This window comes from Pseudomonas citri (assembly GCF_025336485.1).
GTDB classification, from domain to species: Bacteria; Pseudomonadota; Gammaproteobacteria; order Pseudomonadales; family Pseudomonadaceae; genus Aquipseudomonas; species Aquipseudomonas citri.
Genome location: NZ_JAODAB010000003.1, coordinates 122,046 through 139,621, shown reverse-complemented (window position 1 = coordinate 139,621; position 17,576 = coordinate 122,046). Strand labels below are relative to the sequence as shown.

Annotated in this window: 12 protein-coding genes; 7 read left to right on the top strand and 5 right to left on the bottom strand. The window is 59.5% G+C overall.

Annotation, left to right across the window (positions count from 1 at the left end):
- Positions 1–54: 54 nt before the first annotated feature.
- From purU to glyA, 4 genes are all read right to left on the bottom strand, one after another.
- Positions 55–951: a formyltetrahydrofolate deformylase gene (purU, locus tag N4Q37_RS04705; RefSeq protein WP_260955738.1), complete on the bottom strand. Its 897-nt coding sequence runs from the start codon at positions 949–951 to the stop codon at positions 55–57.
- An 11-nt stretch (positions 952–962) separates the two neighbouring features.
- Complete coding sequence (gene folD, locus N4Q37_RS04700) at positions 963–1,856, bottom strand: bifunctional methylenetetrahydrofolate dehydrogenase/methenyltetrahydrofolate cyclohydrolase FolD (RefSeq protein WP_260955737.1); 894 nt, start codon at positions 1,854–1,856, stop codon at positions 963–965.
- Positions 1,857–1,915: 59 nt separating this feature from the next.
- A complete protein-coding gene (locus tag N4Q37_RS04695; RefSeq protein WP_260955736.1) occupies positions 1,916–3,247 on the bottom strand; it encodes a D-serine ammonia-lyase in 1,332 nt (443 codons plus the stop codon).
- A gap of 63 nt (positions 3,248–3,310) precedes the next feature.
- Entirely contained in the window at positions 3,311–4,582 is a 1,272-nt protein-coding gene (gene glyA, locus N4Q37_RS04690; protein ID WP_260955735.1) for a serine hydroxymethyltransferase, read from the bottom strand.
- Between the two features lie 127 nt (positions 4,583–4,709).
- Between glyA and N4Q37_RS04685 the strand changes: the two genes are divergently transcribed.
- Both N4Q37_RS04685 and N4Q37_RS04680 read left to right on the top strand, forming a co-directional pair.
- Positions 4,710–5,609, top strand: coding sequence for a LysR family transcriptional regulator (locus N4Q37_RS04685; protein WP_260955734.1), 900 nt, complete (start codon positions 4,710–4,712; stop codon positions 5,607–5,609).
- A 540-nt stretch (positions 5,610–6,149) separates the two neighbouring features.
- Positions 6,150–7,190 (top strand): amino acid ABC transporter substrate-binding protein, encoded by a 1,041-nt coding sequence (locus N4Q37_RS04680; RefSeq protein ID WP_260955733.1) that lies wholly within the window; start codon positions 6,150–6,152, stop codon positions 7,188–7,190.
- A gap of 155 nt (positions 7,191–7,345) precedes the next feature.
- Here N4Q37_RS04680 and N4Q37_RS04675 read toward each other — a convergent pair whose 3' ends face one another.
- A complete protein-coding gene (locus N4Q37_RS04675; RefSeq protein WP_260955732.1) occupies positions 7,346–8,260 on the bottom strand; it encodes a LysR family transcriptional regulator in 915 nt (304 codons plus the stop codon).
- A 256-nt stretch (positions 8,261–8,516) separates the two neighbouring features.
- Here N4Q37_RS04675 and N4Q37_RS04670 point away from each other — a divergent pair, with 256 nt between their 5' ends.
- From N4Q37_RS04670 to N4Q37_RS04650, 5 genes are all read left to right on the top strand, one after another.
- A complete protein-coding gene (locus N4Q37_RS04670; RefSeq protein ID WP_260955731.1) occupies positions 8,517–9,542 on the top strand; it encodes a zinc-dependent alcohol dehydrogenase family protein in 1,026 nt (341 codons plus the stop codon).
- Positions 9,543–10,210: 668 nt separating this feature from the next.
- Positions 10,211–11,692 carry a hypothetical protein gene (locus N4Q37_RS04665; RefSeq protein WP_390897891.1) on the top strand — a complete coding sequence of 494 codons (1,482 nt, stop codon included), beginning with the start codon at positions 10,211–10,213 and terminating at the stop codon, positions 11,690–11,692.
- Between the two features lie 63 nt (positions 11,693–11,755).
- Positions 11,756–13,153, top strand: coding sequence for an aminotransferase-like domain-containing protein (locus tag N4Q37_RS04660; RefSeq protein ID WP_260955729.1), 1,398 nt, complete (start codon positions 11,756–11,758; stop codon positions 13,151–13,153).
- A gap of 90 nt (positions 13,154–13,243) precedes the next feature.
- Entirely contained in the window at positions 13,244–14,890 is a 1,647-nt protein-coding gene (gene pgm, locus N4Q37_RS04655; protein ID WP_260955728.1) for a phosphoglucomutase (alpha-D-glucose-1,6-bisphosphate-dependent), read from the top strand.
- Between the two features lie 172 nt (positions 14,891–15,062).
- Positions 15,063–17,549 carry a UvrD-helicase domain-containing protein gene (locus tag N4Q37_RS04650; RefSeq protein WP_260955727.1) on the top strand — a complete coding sequence of 829 codons (2,487 nt, stop codon included), beginning with the start codon at positions 15,063–15,065 and terminating at the stop codon, positions 17,547–17,549.
- Positions 17,550–17,576 lie beyond the last annotated feature (27 nt).

Sequence of the window (17,576 nt, the reverse complement as noted above, 5' to 3'; positions counted from 1 at the left end):
GACGTCGACTTTCAGAGAACGCAGGTTCTTTCAGTGGATGTTGAGGCTCGCCAGTCAGCCGACCGCTTCACTTTTGTAAGAGTCGGGCGAAGCAGGGAAAACGATGGTTTTGCTCTCGTTCAAGAACACGCGACCATGTACATAGGCGTGGATGGCACGCGACAACACCTGGCTTTCCACGTCCCGGCCCAGGGACACATAATCTTCGGCACTCTGGGCATGGGTAATCCGCACGATGTCCTGCTCAATGATCGGCCCCTCATCCAGGTCGGCGGTCACGAAGTGCGAGGTCGCCCCGATGAGCTTCACGCCCCGATCGAAAGCTTGCTTGTACGGGCTGCCACCTTTGAACGAGGGCAGAAAGGAATGGTGGATATTGATGATCCTGCCTGACATCTGCCTGCACATTTCGTCCGAGAGGATCTGCATGTAGCGAGCAAGCACGATCAGCTCCGCACCGGTCTCACGGACGATGCGCATCTGCTCGGCTTCAGCTTGCACCTTGTTTTCCGGGGTGACCTTGATGCAGTGGTAGGGGATATTGTGACTTTCCACGACCTTCTGGAAATCCAGGTGGTTGGAGATCACACCGACGATATCAATGGGCAGGGCGCCGACTCCCCAGCGATACAACAGATCGTTCAGGCAGTGGCCGAATCGCGAGACCATCAGAATGACTTTGCGCTTGGCTCGTTCATCGAAAAACTCGTGCTCCATTCGATACTTCTCAACGAGTGGCTGAAACCCCTCGCGAAGGTCCTCAAGGGTCAAGCCTTCTTCAGAGCGGAAGGTGATGCGCATGAAGTAATGACGAGTGCTCTCATCGTCGAACTGAGCGCTGTCGCGGATATTGCAGCCTCTACCGGAGAGGTAGGCGGTGATGTCAGCGGTTACACCACGAATCGAAGGACAAGCAACACGTAGCACATAATTGGTATTGGTAGTGGTCATGGCGATCACCTTTATCGGGCAGTAGGGGTGTTGAGATTGTGCTGGCGTCGGAATGCGGTAAGGGTGTTGGCCAGAAGACAGGCGATGGTCATGGGGCCCACTCCACCTGGCACGGGTGTGATTGCCGCCGCGTGGCCTGCTTCAGCGAACGCCACATCACCGACGATACCGGGCTGGCCTTCGCGTTGAACGCGATTGATACCGACGTCGATTACCACGGCTCCAGGCTTGATCCAGTCGCCCTTGACCATTTCCGGTCGGCCTACCGCCACGACCAGGATATCGGCGGTGCGACACAGTTCAGGGACGTTGCGAGTCTTGGAGTGCGCAATGGATACGGTGCAGTTTTCTGCCAGCAGCAGTTGTGCCATGGGTTTGCCGACGATATTCGACTTACCCACGACGACGGCATTCAGACCTGACAGATCGCCAAGGCGATCCTTGAGCATCATCAGGCAGCCCAGTGGGGTGCAAGGAACAAGCGCGTCCTGGCCGGTCGCGAGACGGCCCGCGTTCAGGATATGGAAACCATCCACATCCTTGTTCGGATCGATGGCATTGATGACGCTGTGGGTATCCAGATGTGCCGGCAGGGGCAACTGCACGAGGATGCCGTTCACCGCTGGATCGGCGTTCAATTGTCCCAGCAGTGTCATCAACGCTTCCTGCGAGGTCTGGGCAGGTAGCCTGTGGACATAGGACTCCATTCCGACGGCTTGGGTCTGGCGATGTTTGGCCCCCACGTAAACACCGCTTGCAGGGTCTTCCCCAACCAGCACGACCGCCAGCCCTGGAGTAAGGCCTGTTTTGGTTTTGAGCATGCTGACGTCATCCGCCAGACGCTCCACCAGTCGGGTGGCAAAGCCTTTACCGTCGATTCGTTCGGCCTGGAATAAGGTATTCATCAAGCGCTTACCTCACATCTGAACTGTTGCGGAGGAGCCGCATACAGATACGGTTTGACTCAGTTCTTTTTCACGAGAGACGCGCCGCGCTCCATGAACTGCTTGAACTGCTCTTCTGGAACGAATGCACCGCCGGTTGTCCACACAACGTGGGTGGCCCCGGTGAGCTTGTCGCTCAACCCGTTGCGATCCGCGTAAGCCTGACCCTGGGCGCTGTTGACCAGAAACTGCGGCCCGGCAAAGCCAGCGGTCGCCGAGGGTTCCAGGCGAATGGACTGGCTGACCTGCGCCAGCCAGAGCCATCGGAACAGATCGTCATCGGCCACGGTGAAGATGCCGGACAGCAGTGGCTTCATGACGTCGGCGACAAATGCCGACATCCGGGCGACAGCCATGCCATCGGCTTCCGTTCGGTTCGTCAGCCCCACGTCGTAGACTGAAACGAGTTCGCTGGAGCCGCTCATCATGTGGACCAAGGCACAGGGGGACTGCACGGGCTCAACGAAAAACGCGTGGGCAGCGTCACCAAAAATGGCCTTCAGGCCGTAGGCGACACCGCCAGGAGCCCCACCGATGCCGCAGGGCAGGTACACGAACAACGGATGGTCTTTGTCGACAGTAACGCCAGCGTCAGCCAGTTGCCTGGCCAGTTCAGTCGCCGCCGCGCTGTAGCCGAAAAACAGCATCTGCGAGCGTTCATCGTCGACAAAATAGATGCTGGGGTCTGCCTCCGCATCTATCCGGGCATGCTCGACAGCGGTGGTGTAATCGGCTTGATGACGCACGACCTCGACGCCGAGGCGAGTCAGGCGATCCACTTTCCATTGCTTGGCGTCCGACGACATGTGCACCACCGCGCGAAAACCTAATGCGCGTGCGGCAATACCCACGCTGAGACCGAGGTTGCCGGTACTGCCGACGGCGATCGTGTGTTGGCAGAACAGTGCACGCGCGGCCTTGCCAGTCAGGAGGTTGACGTCATCGCCTGCCGAGAAGATGCCGTGTTCTTCGGCCATTTTCCTGGCATGCATGAACACTTCATACACACCACCACGGGCCTTGATCGAGCCGGCTACGGGCAGGTTGTTATCGGCTTTGACGAAGAGACGACCAAACTCGGCGCCTTCATAGCCCAACGCTTTTCGCAGGTTGTTCGCCTCGATCAGCTCGGACTCGATTCTTCCCTTCGATGCCACCAGTTCGGGGAAGCAAGTCTTGAGCAAGGGTGCCAAAGCCAGCCAGTTTTCTTCGGCTTCACCCACTTGCACAGGCTTTACCGGCAGATCGGCGACGTGAGCGCCATTGGCGGTGAGCCCGGGGTTCAGCCACAACGCCGGCCGGCCGGCCAGGACATCGTCGCGCGCTGGATCATCAGGAAGAAAAACGCTCATCTTGTTGGTTCCTGGTCAGTAGATGAGGCAGCGTCGGCAGCTCCTTGCGCTACCGACGGCTCATCAGGCGTAAATGGGGAACTTGGCGCACAGATCGGCAACAACCGCTTTGCAGCGGTCGATTACGCGTGTGCGAGTCGCTTCGCCAGCGTTCTGAACGTCGAAGATGTCTGCGATCAGGTTGCCGATCACGTCGAATTCCGCTGCTCCAAAACCACGGGTGGTACCTGCCGAGGAGCCAAGGCGCAGGCCCTTCCACTCGGATGGCTTGGGGCTGTCGAATGGAATCGGGTTCTTGTTCGACGTCACATTGATGGTGGACAGCGCGTCCTGTGCTTGCTGGCCGGTCAGCCCTTTGGAGGACACATCAACCAGGACGACGTGGGTATCGGTGCCGCCGCTGACTATACGAACGCCGCGCTTTTGCAACACTTGTGCGAGCAGTTGGGCGTTGGCCTTCACATTGGCCCCGTAAACCTTGAATTCATCCGTCAGTGCTTCGCCAAGGCACACGGCCTTGCCGGCAATAGTCGCGAGGTGGGCGCTGCCTTGCACACCAGGGAACACCGCCGGCTGGAGCTTCTTGAACAGGTCCTCACGGTTGGTGAGAATCAAGCCACCGCGAGCGCCGCGCAGGGTTTTGGTGGTGGTGCAGGTCACGATATCGGCATGAGGCAGTGGCGTCGGGTGAACACCCGCAGCCACCAGTCCGGCGAAGTGAGCCATGTCCACCAGGTAGGTGGCGCCGACTGCATCGGCGATTTTACGCATCCGGGCAAAGTCGATTTCGCGAGGGTAGGACGATCCACCCGAGATGATCAGTTTCGGCTTGTGCTCCTGGGCCAGCGTCTCGACGTTGTCGTAATCGATCCGACCGGTTTCACGATCCACACCGTAAGACACGATGGTGAACCAGCGGCCCGATTGGTTGGGTTTGGCGCCGTGGCTCAGGTGACCGCCCGCGGCCAGGTCCAGGCTTAGCACGACATCGCCGGGCTGTAGCAGCGAAAAGAACACCGCCTGGTTTGCTTGAGTACCCGAATGGGGCTGAACATTGGCGAATTCACAGCCAAACAGTTCCTTGGCGCGATCAATTGCCGCCTGCTCGACGATGTCGGCGAAATCCGCGCCGCCATGGAAGCGTTTGCCTGGATAACCTTCTACTGTTTTGTTGGTGATTACCGAGCCGATGGCATCCAGGCTCGCGAGGCTGACAGAGTTTTCGGAAGCGATCAGTTCGATCTGTCCCTGTTGGCGTTTCTTCTCGCCCTCAAGGGCGTTGAAGATCAACGGATCGCGTTTTTCCAGGTGATCATTGAAGTAGGCTTTGGTCATGGTGGGGGCTCCCGTCTTTGTTTTTCATAACCTAGCCCTTGTCCAAATTTAGAAAAAGCGAATAATATTTCAATATTACATTAGCTAAAGTAATTATTTGGTTGCTTGCGAATAGTCAGGAGGCCCCATGGACATTGGCAGGTTGCGTGCGCTCAGAGAGCTGTCTATTCGTAAAACCATGGCGGCCGTTGCCGATGCGCTTCACGTATCGCCCTCTGCGGTATCGCAGCAGATAGCGCTCCTGGAGGAAGAGGTCGGAATCGATCTTGTGGAAAGGAGAGGGCGGGGCGTCAATCTGACCATTGCAGGTCGGATGCTGGTCGAGCGGGCGAACCGTATTTTTTCAGAGTTGGAATCCGCCAGGGCCGATATGGCCGAGCTTAAGGAGGTCGTCGCTGGCGAGCTTCGTGTCGCTGCGTTCCCCTCCGTGGCCGCGGCGCTCATCCCGAAAACCATTCGCGCGTTGCGGGAAACGTATCCTCGGCTATCTGTGCAGTTTGACGAAATGGAACCTGAAGAGGGAATCAATGCGCTGCGCAGTTGGCAGACCGATGTCGCCCTCATTGATGACCTGAACGTCCCCCACAGTTTGTTGGACCCAGGAATCGAGATCATTCCCCTGATTGAAGACGTCTTCAATGTGATGATGTCTCCAGATCATCACATTGCTCACCGGGAGGAGGTCAGGTTGGCGGACCTGAGCGAGGAGCGGTGGGTCATCGATACCGCTTCGGGCACCTACACGAACCTGCTCACCTCAGCCTGTCAGAACGCAGGCTACACCCCCAACATCGTCGCGCGATGCAAAGGCTTTGAGGTCGCCATCGCCTTGATCCGTGATGGCTGTGCAATCGCAATCTTCCCCGAGTTGCGAGCCAGCTTCGAGTTGAAAGACGCCCGTGTTTGCCGCTTGGTGCCTGAGATTCGCCGACGGATTTCGGTGGCCTTTCGCAAAGGTGAAAAGAAGAGCCCCGCCTTACAAGCGTTCATTCAACGCATCTATGAGCAGGCTGCCGACTTTCGCTAGGCTTTGTACGAAAAGCCTTGATACTCGTTCATGCTGCGTTGAAAACAGCCTCGGAATGCTCATGTACTCCAGTACAGTCGAGCGCGACCCCGGGCGTTCCTCGGCTGTTTTCGCCTTACCAGACCTTCGTCTCAAGACTTTTCGTACAAAACCTAGTCGACTTGCCTCTGCCCTTCAATTCGTAAGCAAAGCTAATGCTATGTTGAAAAAATAGTCGCTTTTTCTGAATAAGCCCCGGGATTACGTTAAGTCGGGAAAGGAATCGGGAGTCCGGCCCTGTCGTCTCTCATGACAGGGAGTAACCGGAACTCTGAAGTCTTGGGATTTCTGCTCCTTCACAGTGGGGCATTCTGAAAATAAGAAGAGGGCCAACGATGCCACTTTCAACCAGTGCTTACTGCGTTTACCGGGAGCCGTGACGGCGTCCGATCCTGCTTCTTCTGCCCTCCAACTTGTTGTTCAAAAAAACCATCCGTACTCGATGCGTGGGTATCGTGCGGCCTGGATTTAGCCAAATAAGCCGTAAGAGAGAGCATTCAAATGAGACAAGAACACAAGCTGTTTAAGTCCGGCTGCGCCATCTTCGCAATCACACTGGCCTCATTGGTATCACTCAATGCCCATGCGGGTGTGACACTGGAAACGATCAAGAAAAAGGGTTTCGTGCAGTGCGGAGTCAGCGATGGGCTTCCCGGCTTCTCCAACGTTGACGCCAAGGGCACCTTCGTAGGTTTCGACGTTGATGTATGCAGGGCGGTGGCTGCCGCGGTCTTCGGCGATGCCAAGAAGGTCAAATATTCGCAGCTGACAGCCAAGGAGCGTTTCACTGCCTTGCAGTCAGGTGAAGTCGACTTGCTGTCGCGCAGTACCACCTGGACTTCCTCGCGTGACGGCTCCATGGGGATCCTGTTCACGGGCGTTGCCTACTACGACGGCCAGGGCTTTCTGGTAAACAACAAACTGGCTGTAAAAAGTGCCAAGGAGTTGAACGGGGCCACATTCTGTATCCAGGCAGGCACGGTGACCGAACTGAACCTTGCCGATTATTTCCGTGCAAACAAGATGACGTACACCCCCATCACCTTCGATACCTCGGACGAAAGCTTCAAGGCTCTGGAGTCCGGGCGCTGCGATGTCCTGACCAGCGACCAGTCCCAACTTTATGGGCAACGACTGAAGCTTGCGACGCCGAATGATTACTCCGTTCTTCCCGAAGTCATTTCCAAAGAGCCTCTGACACCCGCAGTACGTCGGGGCGATGAAGAATGGTTTGCCGCGGTCCGCTGGACGCTCAACGCCATGCTCAATGCAGAGGAGCTGGGTGTGACCTCCAAGAACGTGGGCGAACTGAAGAAAAGCACGGCAAACCCGGACATCGCTCGGTTACTGGGCAGCGAGGGCAGCTTGGGCAAGGATCTGAATTTGCCCAACGACTGGGTTACGCAAATCGTTGCTCAAGTCGGCAACTACGGTGAGGTATTCGACCGTAACCTGGGTGAAGGCAGCGATCTGAAAATAAAGCGTGGGCTGAACGGGTTGTGGAACCACGGCGGCATTCAGTACGCCGCTCCGGTTCGCTGAATCCGATGCGCCCGACCTTGGGTTGGGCGCTTTCTGGTCGGTCACCAACTCGACAGGAATAGGGGAGTGTCCGGGATCGAGCTTCACACCTAGCTTGGCGAAGCCATAGTTTCGGGCATCAAAGAACGATGCAGAAGCCGTCGACATTGCCGGCGTTAGAGGCTATCAGGATCCCCGAAGAACATCTGAATCCGCGAACGCAGCCAACGCTCCCCCGGATCGTTATCCTGCGACCCGCGCCAGGCCATATGCAATTCAAAGCTACGCACCGGGATGGGCGGGTCTTCGGCGCGGACGCCGCCGGCGGCAGTGAGGGCGTCGGCGGTGTAGTCGGGCACGGTGGCGATGATGTCGGTGCCCGTCAGCAGCGTGCTCAAGCCATTGAACTGCGGCACGGCCAGGACCACATGGCGCTTGCGGTCGAGCTTGGCCAATTCTTCGTCGATAAAACCACTCAAGTCGCCCGCGAAGGACACCAGGGCATGGGGGCGGGCGCAGAATTCGTCCAGGGTCAGTCGTCCCGGCGCGGTGTCGGCCCGCAGCACTTTCGGCGAGCTGCGGCGCAGGACCTTGCGCTTGGCGTTGGCTGGCAGGTCGTCGGTGTAGCTGACGCCGATGGAGATTTCACCCGAGGCCAGCAGGCTTGGCATCAGGATGTAGTTGACCCGGCGCACCACCAGTACGATGCCGGGCGCTTCGGCGCGCAGGCGTTTGAGCAGCATCGGCAGTAGGGCGAACTCGGCGTCGTCCGACAGGCCGATGCGAAACACCGAGGTGCTGGTGGCCGGGTCGAATTCGGCCGCGCGGCTGACCGCCGTGGAAATCGAGTCCAGGGCGGGTGAGAGCAGGGCAAAGATCTCCACTGCCCGGGCCGACGGCTCCATGCTGCGGCCGGTGCGCACGAACAGCGGATCATCGAACAGGCTGCGCAGGCGCGACAATGCCGCGCTGATGGCAGGCTGGCCGAGAAACAGCTTCTCGGCCGCGCGGGTCACACTGCGCTCATGCATCAAGGTTTCGAACACGATCAACAGGTTCAGGTCGACACGTCTCAGGTCATTACGATTCATCTGGGGTCCTGGCAGATTCGGCAAACTTGACGTGAGCGGCCATATGGGAACAATGGCCGGCATGAATCTTACGGGGAAAGGCTGGTACTCTGCACCGGCTAATTGAGTTTTCTTAAGATTGTTCCTACAGGACGGGATCGATTTCTTACTGCGGAATCAATGACAGGCATGTCGACTATTAATAGCCACTGATGGTCTTGGGTACAAAGCCCGGATAGAGTTCGGGGCATTAGAGGTTACTTTGACGAGGTTTGCGATGTCCCGCACGATCCGTTTTCACAAGTTTGGCGGTGCCGAGGTGCTCAAATGCGAAGAGCATGCGACGGCTCTTCCTGCGCCAGGAGAAGTGCAGGTCCGTGTTGAAGCGATCAGCATCAGTTGGTACGATACCCTGTGGCGCCAGAACCTGGCGTCGTCCCAGGCGCGCCTGCCGTCGGGCCTGGGCCATGAAATGGCCGGCGTGGTCACTGCCGTCGGCGACGGTGTCGAGGACCTGGCCGTAGGGGACAAAGTCGCAAGCTTTCCTGCCGAAAGCCCGAACGATTACCCGGTGTATGGCGAAGTCATCGTGCTGCCGCGCACGGCGTTGACCCGCTATCCCGACGTGCTCAACCCGATCGAAGCCGCCGTGCACTACACGCCGCTGCTGATCGCGTATTTCGGTTACGTCGACCTGGCACGGGTCAAGCCGGGACAATTCGCCTTGGTCACCGACGCCAGCCACTGTGCAGGGCCATCCTTCGTGCAATTGGGCAAGGCCTTGGGTGTGCGGGTGATCGCGGCGACCAAGACGGCTGACGAGCGTGACTACCTGTTGTCCCTGGGCGCCGAGAAAGTCATCGTCACCGAAGAGCAGGACCTGCTCATGCAAATCAACAAATTCACCGACAACCGTGGCGTCGACGTGGTCTTCGATGGTCTTGGCGGCCCGCAGATGTCGCTGCTTGGCGATGTGCTGGCTCCGCGTGGCAGCCTGGTGTTGTACGGTCTTCAGGGTGGCAACCAGACACCATTCCCGGCGTGCGCGGCGTTCCAGAAGAACATTCAGTTCTTCGTGCACTGCATCGGTAATTTCACCGGCAAGCCGGAGCTGGGTATCCTCCAGGACACGGTGGCGTTGCAACGCGCATTGCGCGACATCAATCAATTGACCGCCGACCGCGTGCTGCTGCCACTCAAGACCCGGGTCTTCCCGTTCTCCGAGTTCGTCGAGGCACACCGGTACATGGACGAATGTCCATGCCGTGAGCGTGTTGCCCTTCAGGTCGTCGATCCCGCCTGATACCTTCTGTCTTGCGCAAGAGTCATCCTCTTCGGCTCTTGCGCCGCCTCCGGCCTGATTGGCCATCTTCGTTGTCTCCCCGGTTTTTCCTCCCTGATGACACGGTACGTGGCTCACTACCGGTAGCGTTCGCTCAAGATCCGGCGTGTTTGCCTGTTCGCATCTGAACTGGTTTTTTCCTTCAATCTGTATCTTCTAATCAATATTTAAGTCCTGATAATTGAACGCTGATTTCCATCTCAAGGAAGAAATCGTGGCGCGGTATAACTTTTTCGAAGGTCGCTGTCCTTCAGGGCGAATTCAAGATGCATCGAAAGCTACTTGGTATGTGCCTATCTATCGACTGTATGGGAAAAACAGTAGGGCAGGACGACAACTGAAGTTCGGCAGGTTCTTTATCTCTCGTGCTAATTGTCTGTGGGACGCTGTAAGAATTCTCCTAGGACGCTCCATGGAATCAGCGAGGCCCAATGATTGCGCGGCTTTCGGGCCAGAAGGGCGGGAAGGTAGGCCAATGCTCCGGCAGATGTGTCAAATAATTACAGCGAGCAAAGTTTGAAAGTATTGCCAATACTCTCTGCAGTACTAGAACTTCCCCTCTAGACCGATACGTCGCACAGCATTGACGCGGGTGCGACGCCGATATATGAATTTCCAGGTAAATGGCTATGAGTGCAATTCATGAGCAGGCAATGACTCACGTATATCAACAGGTGTTGCAACGGCTGTCCGGTTTTTATTCCAGGGCGGAACGTACCGCGTTGCAGCTTTTGATCCAACGTCTGATTATCGCCGCCGGAGGCATCGAACGGATTGGCGATTATCGTGTGCTGACGGTCCAGAACGGCGGGCGCGATGGCTTCTACGTACTGACCGCCTTGCGGGCCGCGCAGTTGAGCATCGCCGGCCGGCACCCGGTGACGTTCACCTTGCGTGTTGCTACGCCGCGCTTGAGCGAGACGACCCAGGCCACCTTGGAAAACATCCATCGTTGCTACAACGCGTTGTTCGTCTACGACGATCCGCGGGTGGAACTGCTGATGTCGGATAACCGCGAGATTGTGCCGTTCAATCACCGCCAGCCGTTGTCGGCGGCGGGGCTCGAGGCCAATCGCATGGATATGCTGCTCCTGGGTCACCTTCGTCGCGGGGACAGCCTGCTGGAGGTTGGCGATGATGGCTACCTGACGATGGCGGAGTTCTACCGACACATGGCCCGTTGGGGGGCGGGGGTGGATTCGCTGGTCAGCAACGATAAGCCGCGCCAGCAAAAACAATTCATGTCCGGCCTTCAACGGGCGGCCCGCAAGCTCGGCCTGGCCAGCGATGCCCCGAGTGGCTTCGAGACGCTTTTCGCCCATCTTGATAACCTGGGCGCTGACCTCTACCGGCACATGTATGGCTCGCAACTGGGAACGTGGAAGCCCGAGGGTAGTTTCGAAGCCCGCCGTCGGGTGGGGCATATTGGCATCGACGACTTGATGGTCGACCGCTCGGAAGGCACCAACTGGCCACTATTCAACGAGTTTCTGGGGATACAGGCCGAAAACCTGATTCCATCGGCACCGGAGAACGAGTACGTCAACCCGCTGTTGCTGGCCCACCTGCATGGCCTGCAAGCCTGGTACCTGCAAGGGCGCAGTTATGAGGCAGGGTATGGGGACTACGTGCAGCGGGCCATCATGGTCATCCATCGCAAGCAATTGTCGGAACATGCCTGCCAGCAGGCCCGGGCTTTGTATGGCTCACAGTCCTCGATCCCCGAGCACCGCGCCCGGGCGGCCATCGAGGCGCAGAAGACCTTGGGCCTCAACGAAACGCAATTGGTCTGCATGTTGTTCTCTCCCTTCGTCGAGCAAGGCGCGCGCCTGGAGCATTTCCTGCGTTGCTGTCATCCCGGCATGCTGGTGGCGATGCCCGACCTGCACAAGGCCCTGCAAGGCGCCGCCGTCGCCGATCAGGTGGCGCAATGGATGGTCGAGGTCAGTGGCCTAGCCGTCGAGACGCTGAGCAACATGTACCAGGCCAGTGCTGCGCGTCCGGAACAGGAGGTCGCGGCGGGAGCCGATCCGCAGCCCGCCGAGGATGAGTCAGCCGTGGAAACCGGGCAGGGCGCCGATAGCCTGCGTGAACGTTCGGCCAGGCATTGAGGAGCGTGGCTTGACGGATTTGCCTAGCCCATACCTGACCGTTGTGCACCGTGGCCTGGCGCCATGAAAGACGGTCGCGGGACTCCCTTCGCCTATCAGGCGGTCTATCGTTACCTGACAACCCTGATCAACGAGCTGGGGGCCGATGCCCGGGTGCGCCTGCCATCGTTGCGGCAACTGGCCGAACGGTTGAGTGTGTCGATTTCCACCATCCAGTACGCCTACTCGTTGCTGGAAAAGGAAGGGCGGGTGTACTCGGTTGCCAAGTCCGGCTACTACGCGCTGCCGGTGCCCAGCGTTGCGCCCCTGGATGGCGGCGACGATTTGCTCGAAACCTTGTATGTCAGTGCGCGGCGCCCTGGCATGCGGGTGCTCAGTGCCGATGAGCCGGCGTCGATCCAGCCCTTGGACAGCCCGCTGTTGCTGCTGGAGCGTGAGCTGCTGCGCCAGTATCCGCGCCCTGCGCAGACGCCCTTGCAACCCTGGGGGGAGCTGGAACTGCGCGCGGCCCTGGCGGCGCGTTACACCTGTTCGCCGGCCCGCTGCTGGAACGCCGATGACGTCTATGTCGGGGCCGACCTGCGCGGCGTGCTGGAGATCCTGATCGCCGTGCTGGGGCTCAAGGACGCGGTGGTACTGATCGAATCGCCCTGCGACTGGTCGGTCTTGCGCCTGTTGCAGGTGGCCGATGTCCGGGTCATCGAGTTGCCACTGCTGGCGGATGGCGGGATCGACACCGGGCAACTGGAACGACTGCTGCAGAGCGAAGCGGTCCGCCTGGTACTGCTGTCCTCGGTGCTGAACATGCCAAGGGGGACTGTCGTCCCCGAAGACAACCGCCGTGCCGTCGCGCAACTGTTGGATCGATACGGCACCCGGGTATTGGAGAACGACAGCTACACGGACTTGGCCTTCGCGACAGGGGTTACGCCGTTCAGGGACCTGCTCGATCCGGATCGGTTGATCGTCTATTCCTCGCTGGACAAGACCATCGGCCCTGAAGCGCCGTACGGTTACGTCCTGTCGCGCCAGTTGACCTTGCATCTGCAGCGACATTTCCTGCTGCGTGCGTTCCGTCTCTCGCCAATTCGCCAGAAAGCCATTGCTCGCCTTTACGGCAACGGGCGGATCGACCAGCACTTGCTGGTGTTGCGGCGTTTGCTGCGGGAAAGCGCGGTGTCGACCACCCAATTGCTGCAGGAGCGGCTGGGAGACAGCCTCCGATGGGTCGAGCCCCAGGGCGGCGCGACGATCTGGATGCGCTCATCGCGCCGGGTCGACCTGCGCCGGGTCTTCCATCGCCTGCTGGCCCAGCGCATTGCCGTCGCGCCGGGGGAATTGTTCAGCCTCCAGGGGTTGTACATGCAGCACTTGCGTCTAACCCATGCCTCGGCGAGCGCCGACGACCTGGAGGCGGCACTCTGCACGCTGGGTGATGCCTTGCGGCTCGAACCGTCGTGATGGGGCTCATGGATCGAACCCATCGCGTCACGGTCGAACTGTCAGTAAACTGCATCCCATTTCCCGAGCCACTCCATCCAGAGGTTTTGCATGACAGTCAGTCCATTTGCGGGCAAGCCGGCACCGGCAGCGTTGTTGATCGATATCCCGCGACTGGTGACGGCCTATTACACCGGCCGGCCCGATGCTTCGGTGGCGACTCAACGTGTCGCATTCGGCACCTCGGGCCACCGGGGCAGTTCCTTCGACCTGGGGTTCAACGAGTGGCACGTGCTGGCCATCAGTCAGGCGATCTGCCTGTACCGCGAAGCCCAGGGCATTACCGGACCGCTGTTCGTGGGGATTGATACCCATGCATTGTCGACGCCGGCCGGTGCCAGCGCGCTGGAGGTCTTCGCCGCCAATGGCGTGACCGTGATGATCGCCGAAGGCGATGAATACACGCCGACGCCAGCGGTTTCCCATGCCATCCTCTGCTACAACCGGGGTCGTACCAGCGGCCTGGCGGACGGCATCGTCATCACCCCGTCCCACAACCCGCCGCAAAGCGGTGGCTACAAATACAACCCCACCAACGGTGGCCCGGCCGACACCCATATCACCAAGTGGATCGAAGCCAAGGCCAACGAGCTGCTGGCCAACCAGTTGGCGGGCGTCAAGCGCATCAGCTACGAACAGGCATTGAAGGCGGACACCACCCACCGCCATGACTACGTCAACACCTACGTGGCGGACCTGATCAACGTCATCGACTTCGACGCTATCCGCAATGCCGGCCTGCGCCTGGGCGTCGACCCGTTGGGCGGTGCGGGCGTGCGCTACTGGCCCGCCATTGCCGAGCATTACCGCCTGGACCTGGACGTGGTCAACACCGAGGTGGATTCGACCTTTCGCTTCATGACCGTCGACTGGGACGGGCAGATCCGCATGGACCCGTCGTCCAGCCACGCCATGCAAGGGCTGATCGGCTTGAAGGAGCGTTTCGACGTGGCCTTCGCCTGCGACCCGGACCATGATCGTCATGGCATCGTGACGCCGTCCGGCGGCTTGCTGGCGCCGAACAACTATCTGGCGGTGTCCATCGATTACCTGTTCCAGAACCGTCCGCAATGGCGCGCCGATGCTGCCGTGGGCAAGACCGTGGTCAGTAGCGGCCTGATCGATCGAGTGACCCGTCGCCTCGGCCGTCGCCTCTACGAGGTACCGGTGGGCTTCAAGTGGTTTGCCGACGGCCTGTTCGACGGCTCCCTGGGCTTTGGCGGCGAAGAGAGTGCGGGTGCTTCGTTCCTGCGCAAGGACGGCAGCGTCTGGAGCACCGACAAGGATGGCCTGATCCCGGCATTGCTGGCGGCTGAAATGACCGCTCGCAGCGGTCGCGATCCAAGCCAGGCTTACCGCGCCCTGACCGACGAACTGGGCGAGCCGTTCTCGGTACGCGTCGATGCCAAGGCCAGCCCGCAGCAGAAGGCGCTGTTGAGCAAATTGTCGCCGGATCAGGTTGCGTCCACCGAACTGGCTGGGGAAAAGATCCAGGGCATCCTCAGCCATGCGCCTGGAAACGACCAGGCCATTGGCGGCTTGAAGGTCATGACCGAGAACGGCTGGTTCGCGGCGCGTCCATCGGGCACCGAGGACATCTACAAGATCTACGCCGAGAGCTTCATCGGCGATGACCACCTCAAGCAACTGGTGGGTGAGGCCCAGGCACTGGTGGACGCGGCCATCAGCGGCAAATGACTGTCGCCATGGCGAGGGACCGGTCCCTCGCCATGGCTGGCGGCCAGGTTGCATTTCTGCGACAACACATTCACTTCATCGCCTAAATCCATGACTTAAAAGCTTTTGGGTGGAACCCGAAGGCAAATTTAGACACCATAGCCGGGATGATTCAAAGCCCCGGAGTCCCAGCGTGTCGTCACCCACTCCCGATCTACCCCCCGAGCTTTTACCCCTGGCCCATATGTCGCTGCTCAAGCGCCTGGCTGCCCGATTCTTCGGCCATGGCCTGACGCGCCTGCGCGCCCAGCACCGGGCGTCCTGGCTGCACGGTCAGGCCGATGGTTTTCGCAGCGGGCATACCGCAGGCTTCGACTACGGCTATAAGGAAGGCAAGGCCGAAGGGCTGGAAGAGGGGCGTCAGGTCCTGTTGATTCGTGACTCGCGCAGTACCGAACATCCGGCCCCCCAAGTCGACGACTTGTTGTTCGATGACTGGCGCCTGCCGTTGACGGCGGAGTTGAAGAAGCGTGTGAAGACTGATGTCGCGCGCCTGCTGCCGCCGTCTGCACAGCCCAGTGCTGCGCAATGGAAGATGATCCTCAGCGACACGCCTTCTACCTCGGTGGTCGCCGGTGCGGGAGCGGGCAAATCCACCACGCTGGTGCTGCGTATCGTGTTGCTGGTTCATTACCTGGGGTTCGAGCTGGACTCGATGACCGTGGTGACATTTACCCGGGAGTCACGCAAAGACTTCATCCTCAAGCTGATCGAGGTGTTTGCTCTGTGGGGGCACACCCTCAGCCTCCAGCAAGCGCGTGACCTGGTGCGAACCTTTCATTCGCGCCTCTTGCCGATGGTGCGCAGCCTGCCCGGCCTGGAGCGGCTCCAGGCATTTGAAACCCTGAGCCATCGCACAGGGCCTGGCGATGCGGAGCTCGACAGCAGCCCTTTCGATTTGCGGATCAACGATGCCCAGCGCCAGCAACTCAATGCCTGCTATCGCGTGCTTTACCAGCGCGATGAGCGGTTTTGTGAGCTGATCCAGCTATTATCCCGCCACGCACTGCAACTCAAGGAACTGGAGCGCGATCATCCGGATGTGCAAAAGCGCGTGGCTGTGACCGAACTGGCTGCCCAGCGCGACGAGGAGTTGTGCGACAGCATCGAAGGCCTCTGGCGTCGCGCTGGCGCCTGGCCAATCAAAGGCATCGAGCCAAGGCGCCAGCGGTTCGAAATCAACGGTTCGACGTTCCATTGCCATGGTTATATTGCGGCGTTGGACGCCTGGGTCATGCTGGGCTTCGATCCCGAGGAAGATGGCCGGCTCAGTCGCTCCGGCGCCAAACTGAGCATCCGTGCGGAATGGGCGGTAAAGCGCACGTTGTTTCAAGCTTTCTGCCGTAAGCCATTGATATGGCTGGATAGTTATGAGTCGTCGAAGCGCGTCTTGGCCTCCCTGGCCGGAGACGCCAGTGCCGGGCCCGGGTTCGACTACAAGGTTCAAGGTGAACTGGCGTCGGCGCCTTTGCTCGACTGCTTTGTGCTGGCCGCCGGCTTTATCGAGAACCTTGGCCTGGATGTGCCGCAGGCCGTCGGGCAGATGTCCTTCGCCCAAAGTGACCCCGATCGGTATTTCTTCGAAGCCCTTAGCCGTTATTGGCGGGCATTCGAAGACCATCTGCTCGATCAGTCGCCACCGATCATGACCTACAACCGCATGTTCGCGCTGTTCAGCGAGCATTCGCCGGAAAACTTCAAATTGCTGGGCGATGCGCTCCTCAGACCCATGTCGCACTTGATGATCGACGAATTCCAGGACGTTTCGCCGCAGATCGTTTCCTGGTTGCGCGCGAGCCTGCAGGAAGTGCGTCGGCGCGGGCCGGCGTTGCATGTGGGGCGTGGCGCGCAGCGCTCGTCCTTGCTCTGCGTGGGAGACGATTGGCAATCGATCTATGGCTGGCGTGGCAGTTCGCCTAGCTTTTTCATGGGGTTCAACCAACAATTCCCATCGCCATCGACGACTCGGGTGATGCTCACGGACAACTACCGCAGCCACCAGTACATCATCGACGCGGCTGAACACGTGGTCCGTACGGCTGCGGCTATTCCAGGGAAAAAAGCCAAGGCCGCGGGCGCGCCTCGCCAACCCAGCCCGGTCCACGTGCTGGATCGGGACGACGAAGGGTTAGCGCGACGGTTGGAGGAGCATTATCGCCAGGGCGATTCAGTCTTGATGTTGTATCGAAGAAGCTCTGATAAATTATTGATAGAAAAGCTTATTCAGTCAAAAGTTAATGTAGATTCTAGCTTGCCGTACGAGGCGCGGCGCCTGCGACAGATGACCTATCACAGTGCCAAGGGACTCCAGGCCGATGCGGTGTTCTTGCTGGGCGATTGTCAGCACCTGACCCGGTCACCCTACAAGAACCAGGTCTATCGAATGGCCGGGTTGGGGCAGGAACGTGACATGGATCCCTACGATACGGCCCAAAAGGACGAGATCCTGCGCCTGGCCTACGTGGGCATCACCCGCGCCGTGCAACATTGCTATTGGTATGTCGACGGCCAGGACGCCCAATCTGCCAATGGGCCCAAGGCCTCGGACCGTATCGGCACGGGCCAGGTGTTCTTTGCCGACCACCGCCAGTCCCGCCATGGCAAGACTGTGGGCGGGTAAAAGCCAGCGCGCACAAAAAAGCCCACG

Bases quoted from the DNA above. Each gene is read 5' to 3' on its own strand.
- purU (WP_260955738.1), bottom strand. From the start codon at position 951: ATGACCACTACCAATACCAATTATGTGCTACGTGTTGCTTGTCCTTCG.
- folD (WP_260955737.1), bottom strand. From the start codon at position 1,856: ATGAATACCTTATTCCAGGCCGAACGAATCGACGGTAAAGGCTTTGCC.
- N4Q37_RS04695 (WP_260955736.1), bottom strand. From the start codon at position 3,247: ATGAGCGTTTTTCTTCCTGATGATCCAGCGCGCGACGATGTCCTGGCC.
- glyA (WP_260955735.1), bottom strand. From the start codon at position 4,582: ATGACCAAAGCCTACTTCAATGATCACCTGGAAAAACGCGATCCGTTG.
- N4Q37_RS04685 (WP_260955734.1), top strand. From the start codon at position 4,710: ATGGACATTGGCAGGTTGCGTGCGCTCAGAGAGCTGTCTATTCGTAAA.
- N4Q37_RS04680 (WP_260955733.1), top strand. From the start codon at position 6,150: ATGAGACAAGAACACAAGCTGTTTAAGTCCGGCTGCGCCATCTTCGCA.
- N4Q37_RS04675 (WP_260955732.1), bottom strand. From the start codon at position 8,260: ATGAATCGTAATGACCTGAGACGTGTCGACCTGAACCTGTTGATCGTG.
- N4Q37_RS04670 (WP_260955731.1), top strand. From the start codon at position 8,517: ATGTCCCGCACGATCCGTTTTCACAAGTTTGGCGGTGCCGAGGTGCTC.
- N4Q37_RS04665 (WP_390897891.1), top strand. From the start codon at position 10,211: ATGAGTGCAATTCATGAGCAGGCAATGACTCACGTATATCAACAGGTG.
- N4Q37_RS04660 (WP_260955729.1), top strand. From the start codon at position 11,756: ATGAAAGACGGTCGCGGGACTCCCTTCGCCTATCAGGCGGTCTATCGT.
- pgm (WP_260955728.1), top strand. From the start codon at position 13,244: ATGACAGTCAGTCCATTTGCGGGCAAGCCGGCACCGGCAGCGTTGTTG.